At 74.3% G+C, this 4,299-nt stretch carries 3 protein-coding genes; 2 read left to right on the top strand and 1 reads right to left on the bottom strand.

The features are described 5' to 3' along the window. Nucleotides 1-25: 25 nt before the first annotated feature. A complete protein-coding gene (locus E1265_RS34220; RefSeq protein WP_132934847.1) occupies nt 26-631 on the bottom strand; it encodes a TetR/AcrR family transcriptional regulator in 606 nt (201 codons plus the stop codon). 48 nt (nt 632-679) lie between these two features. On the opposite strand from E1265_RS34220, the gene E1265_RS34215 reads away from it, so the two are divergent. Both E1265_RS34215 and E1265_RS34210 read left to right on the top strand, forming a co-directional pair. Continuing rightward, entirely contained in the window at nt 680-2,287 is a 1,608-nt protein-coding gene (locus E1265_RS34215) for a carboxyl transferase domain-containing protein (RefSeq protein WP_132934846.1), read from the top strand. 29 nt (nt 2,288-2,316) lie between these two features. Beyond that, nucleotides 2,317-4,296: a biotin carboxylase N-terminal domain-containing protein gene (locus tag E1265_RS34210; protein ID WP_132934848.1), complete on the top strand. Its 1,980-nt coding sequence runs from the start codon at nt 2,317-2,319 to the stop codon at nt 4,294-4,296. Nucleotides 4,297-4,299 lie beyond the last annotated feature (3 nt).

Genomic DNA, 4,299 nt, shown 5'->3' with positions numbered 1-4,299 from the left:
GGTGGGGGAACCGCCGCGCGGTGGGTCAGGTGGTCGCCGCGGCCAGTGCCGCGCGGGCTTGGCGGTGCAGGAGCGCCGCCGTCTCGGCCCGGTCCGGGAGCGTCGCGGGGCGGGAAAGCCGTCGCGTGGAGTTGAGCAGGCCGAACACCGCGTGCACCGCCGCCCGCGCCCGCGGCTCAGGGAGGTCGGGGTAGGCCCGGCGGGCGACCTGGACCCACAGCTCCAGATACTCCCGCTGGAGCCGCCGCACCCGCTTGCGGTCGGCCTCCGGCAGCCAGTCGAGCTCGCGGTCGTGGAGCGTGATCAGCGCCCGGTCGTCGAGCGCGAAGTCGATGTGGCCGGCGATCAGCGCGTCCAGCGCGTCCTCGGCGGTGCGGCCGGCCGCCTCGGCCTCCTCGACCCGCCGGACGCCGCCGTCCCGCAGCCGGCTGCTGATGCCGACCAGCAGTTCGGTCAGCATCGCGTCCTTGCCGGCGAAGTGCCGGTAGAGGGCGGGGCCGCTCACGCCGACCGCGGCGCCTATGTCGTCGACGCCCACGCCGTGGAAGCCGCGCTCGGCGAAGAGCCTGGACGCCTCACGCAGGATCTGCTCGCGGCGGGAGAGGGCGTGGGCGGAGGCGTGCGACGTCATGAGAACGTATTGTAGACAGGCCCGTTAACGAGCGTTAACCTCGTCCATATGCGGCAGGCACCGACGCTCAGCAGCACCGTGGATCCGGCGTCCGAGGCGTATCGGGCCAACGAGGCGGCTCACCGCGAGCTCGCCGCCGAACTGCGCGAGAAGCTGGCCGCCGCCCGCCTCGGCGGGGGCGAGCGGGCCCGCGCTCGACACGTGGCGCGCGGCAAGCTGCTGCCCCGCGACCGGGTGGACGCGCTGCTCGACCCCGGTTCGCCGTTCCTCGAGATCGCCCCCCTGGCCGCCGACGGCCTCTACGAGGGGCAGGCGCCGGCCGCCGGGGTGATCGCCGGCATCGGCCGGGTCAGCGGGCGCGAGGCCGTGGTCGTCGCCAACGACGCCACCGTCAAGGGCGGCACCTACTACCCGCTCACCGTCAAGAAGCACCTGCGGGCGCAGGAGATCGCCCTGGAGAACCGCCTGCCCTGCCTCTACCTGGTGGACTCGGGCGGCGCCTTCCTCCCCATGCAGGACGAGGTGTTCCCCGACCGCGACCACTTCGGCCGCATCTTCTACAACCAGGCCCGCATGTCGGCCGCCGGCATCCCGCAGATCGCCGCCGTGCTCGGCTCCTGTACCGCCGGCGGCGCCTATGTGCCGGCCATGAGCGACGAGGCCGTCATCGTGCGCGGCCAGGGCACGATCTTCCTCGGCGGGCCGCCGCTGGTGAAGGCCGCCACCGGGGAGGTCGTCACCGCCGAGGAGCTCGGCGGCGGCGAGGTGCACGCCCGCGTCTCGGGCGTCACCGACCACCTCGCCGAGGACGACGCGCACGCGCTGCGCATCGTCCGCACCATCGTCGCCACGCTGCCGGAGCGCGGCCCGCTGCCCTGGTCGGTCGTCCCGGCCGAGGAGCCCGTCGTCGACCCGGCCGGACTCTACGGCGTGGTCCCGGTCGACTCCCGCACCACCTACGACGTCCGCGAGGTCATCGCCCGCCTCGTCGACGGTTCCCGACTCCAGGAGTTCAAGGCGGAGTTCGGCCCGACCCTCGTCACCGGCTTCGCCCGGATCCACGGTCACCCGGTCGGTGTCGTCGCCAACAACGGCATCCTGTTCTCCGAATCGGCCCAGAAGGGCGCCCACTTCATCGAGCTGTGCGACCAACGCGGCATCCCGCTGCTCTTCCTGCAGAACATCGCGGGCTTCATGGTGGGCCGCGACTACGAGGCCGGCGGCATCGCCAAGCACGGCGCCAAGATGGTCACGGCCGTCGCCTGCGCCCGCGTCCCCAAGCTCACCGTGGTCGTCGGCGGCTCCTACGGCGCGGGCAACTACTCGATGTGCGGCCGGGCGTACTCGCCGCGCTTCCTGTGGATGTGGCCCAACGCCAAGATCTCCGTGATGGGCGGCGAGCAGGCCGCGGCCGTGCTGGCCACCGTCAAGCGCGACCAGCTCGGGGACGCCTGGTCGGCGGAGGAGGAAGAGGCGTTCAAGGCCCCGATCCGCCGCCGGTACGAGGCGCAGGGCAGCGCCTACTACGCCACGGCGCGGCTCTGGGACGACGGCGTGATCGACCCGCTCGAGACCCGCGCCGTCCTCGGCCTCGCCCTCACCGCCTGCGCCAACGCGCCCCTGTCAGAGCCGAGTCACGGCGTCTTCCGAATGTGAGGGAGGGCATCACAGAAATGTCTGGGGCCATGTTCGAGACCGTGCTCGTGGCCAACCGGGGCGAGATCGCCGTCCGCGTCGTCCGCACCCTGCGCCGCCTCGGCATCCGCTCCGTCGCCGTCTACAGCGACGCGGACGCCGGTGCCCGCCACGTCCGCGAGGCCGACGTGGCCGTCCGCCTCGGCCCGACCCCGGCGGTCGAGAGCTACCTCGCCATCCCCCGACTGCTCGCGGCGGCCGCCGAGACCGGTGCCCAGGCCGTCCACCCCGGCTACGGATTCCTCGCGGAGAACGCGGCGTTCGCCCGCGCCGTCACCACCGCGGGGCTCGCCTTCGTCGGCCCGCCGGCCGCCGCCATCGAGGCCATGGGCGACAAGATCCGCGCCAAGAGCGCCGTCGAGGCGGCCGGCGTGCCCGTCGTCCCCGGTGTCTCGGACCCCGACCTCGCGGCGGCGGCACGTGAGTTGGGCCCCCCGTTGCTGCTCAAGCCCGCCGCCGGGGGCGGCGGCAAGGGCATGCGTCTGGTTACCGACCCCGGCGCGTTGGAGGAGCAGATCGCCGGGGCGCGCCGCGAGGCGCTCGCCTCCTTCGGCGACGACACGCTGCTCGCCGAGCGCTTCGTCGAGCGGCCCCGCCACATCGAGGTGCAGGTGATCGCGGACGACCACGGCGCCGTGCTGCGCCTGGCCGAGCGCGAGTGCTCGCTGCAGCGCCGCCACCAGAAGATCGTCGAGGAGGCGCCGAGCCCGCTGCTCGACGCCGCCACCCGCGCGCGGATGGGCGAGGCCGCCGTCCGTGCCGCCCGCGCCTGTGACTACCGGGGCGCGGGCACCGTCGAGTTCATCGTCCCCGGCACCGATCCGAGCACCTTCTACTTCATGGAGATGAACACCCGGCTCCAGGTCGAGCACCCCGTCACGGAGTTGATCACCGGCCTCGACCTCGTGGAGTGGCAGCTGCGGATCGCCGCCGGCGAGCCGTTGCCGTTCACGCAGGACGAGGTGCGCCTCACCGGGCACGCCGTCGAGGCCAGGATCTGCGCGGAGAACCCGGCCACCGGCTTTCTGCCGTCCGCCGGCACCGTGCGGCTGCTGCGCGAGCCGGCCGGCGACGGCGTCCGGGTCGACTCGGGGCTCGACGCGGGCACCGAGGTCTCCACCGCCTACGACCCGATGCTCGCCAAGATCATCGCCCACGGCCCCGACCGCCCCACCGCGCTGCGCCTGCTGCGCGCCGCGCTCGCCCGCACCACCGTCCTCGGGGTGGACACCAACACCGGCTTCCTGCGCCGCCTGCTGGCCCTGCCCGAGGTCGTCGCGGGCGAGTTGGACACCGGCCTGGTCGACCGTGCGGCGCCCTCGCTCATCCCGGCGGCCGTACCCGAAGAGGTCTACGTCGCCGCCGCGCTGCTGCGACAGGCCGCCCTCGCCCCGGCCCCCGACCCGGCCGGCTGGACCGACCCCTTCTCGGTGCCGTCCGGCTGGCGACTCGGCGGCCAACCGGCCTGGACCACCAGCGCGTTGCGCGTCCCCGGGCACGACCCCGTCACGGTCAGGGTGCGCCCGGGCGAGGCCCGTCTCGGCGAGGCCGACCCCGTTCCCGCCCGGCTCGTCTCGCGCACGCCCGACTCCGTCCACGTCGAACTCGCCGGCGCCGTCCACGCGTTCAACCACGCCGCCGTGTCCGACGGGCACTGGCTGGGGCGGGACGGCGACGCCTGGCACGTCCGCGAGCACGACCCCATCGCCGCCGCCGGGCCCGGCGCGCTCGCCGGAGCCGACGCGCTCACCGCCCCGATGCCCGGCACCGTCACCGTCGTCAAGGCCACCGTCGGCGAGCGCGTGTCGGCCGGGCAGAGCCTGCTGGTCGTCGAGGCCATGAAGATGGAGCACGTCATCGCCGCCCCGCACGACGGCACCGTCACCGAGCTGCCCGTCGCCACCGGTGGCACGGTCGCCATGGACCAACTCCTCGCCGTCGTCACCCCGTCCGAGGAGGCCGCGCCATGACGC

The sequence above is a fragment of the Streptomyces sp. 8K308 genome, from assembly GCF_004348315.1.
Classification (GTDB): Bacteria; Actinomycetota; Actinomycetes; order Streptomycetales; family Streptomycetaceae; genus Streptomyces.
The sequence above is the reverse complement of the archived record's forward strand: the minus strand, read 5'-3'. Positions and strand labels throughout refer to the sequence as shown.